The 838-nt window shown below is 69.1% G+C and carries 1 protein-coding gene and 1 pseudogene; both read left to right on the plus strand.

From position 1 onward, the window contains the following. Positions 1-338: pseudogene (locus FVW20_RS17120) on the plus strand (thiamine-phosphate kinase); the annotation flags it as partial. Positions 339-532: 194 nt separating this feature from the next. After that, on the plus strand, positions 533-838 hold a 306-nt coding region (locus tag FVW20_RS17125), incomplete at its 3' end, for a TrmO family methyltransferase domain-containing protein (RefSeq protein WP_196610533.1).

Genomic DNA, 838 nt, shown 5'->3' on the forward strand with positions numbered 1-838 from the left:
CGATCTTGGACGTGTCCGACGGCCTTGCGCGCGACCTGCCCCGGCTCATCGGCGCGGATCGGGGCAGCGGCCTTGGCGCGGAACTGGCCATGGACGCCGAAGCCCTGCCCGGCGAGGTGCGCGCCTACGCCCTGGCCAACGATCTGGACCCCGTGGACATGGCCTTCACCGGCGGCGAGGACTACGCCCTGCTGGGCTGCTGCCGCCCAGCCATGTTCGATGCGGTGCGCGCCGCCGTGTCCGGCCTGATTCCGCTGGGGCTGGTCACCGCCGATGGCGTGGTGCTGGTCAATGGTGATCTGCCCGCGTCCGCCGGGTTCGACCATTTTTCGGGGTAAGAGCCACAGGACACGGGCTTGGGAAGCGCGTTGATTCAACGGACCAATTAAAACGTTTGGGGGGATGGGGGTACGGGGGAAGGAGCCCCTTTGCCTCAGCCGTTAGGTGAGTTTGCGAGCCTTGCGGATGAGGACCGCAGAGCGCAAAGGGGCCCTTCCCCCGCACTCTTCCCGCATAGACCAGAGAGGTGACCATGGACACCACCCTGCGGCCCATCGGCGTCATCGTGTCGCCGCTCACGGATCTTTCGCAGTGCCCCAAGCAGGGCGACGAGGGCGCTCCCGAAGCGTGGGTGGAGATTGCAGCGCCTTACGTGCCCGGCCTGGACACCCTGACGCCGGGCCTGTCCCTGACCCTGCTCACCTGGCTGCACCGCGCCGATCGCCACGTGCTGTCCGTGCACCCGCGCGGAGACACGCGTCGCCCCAGGCGCGGCGTGTTCAACACCCGCTCGCCCGCCCGGCCCAACCCGGTGGGCCTGCACGAGGTGCGCCTGCTG

Source organism: Nitratidesulfovibrio oxamicus (genome assembly GCF_015731765.1).
In the GTDB taxonomy this organism is placed as follows: Bacteria; Desulfobacterota; Desulfovibrionia; order Desulfovibrionales; family Desulfovibrionaceae; genus Cupidesulfovibrio; species Cupidesulfovibrio oxamicus.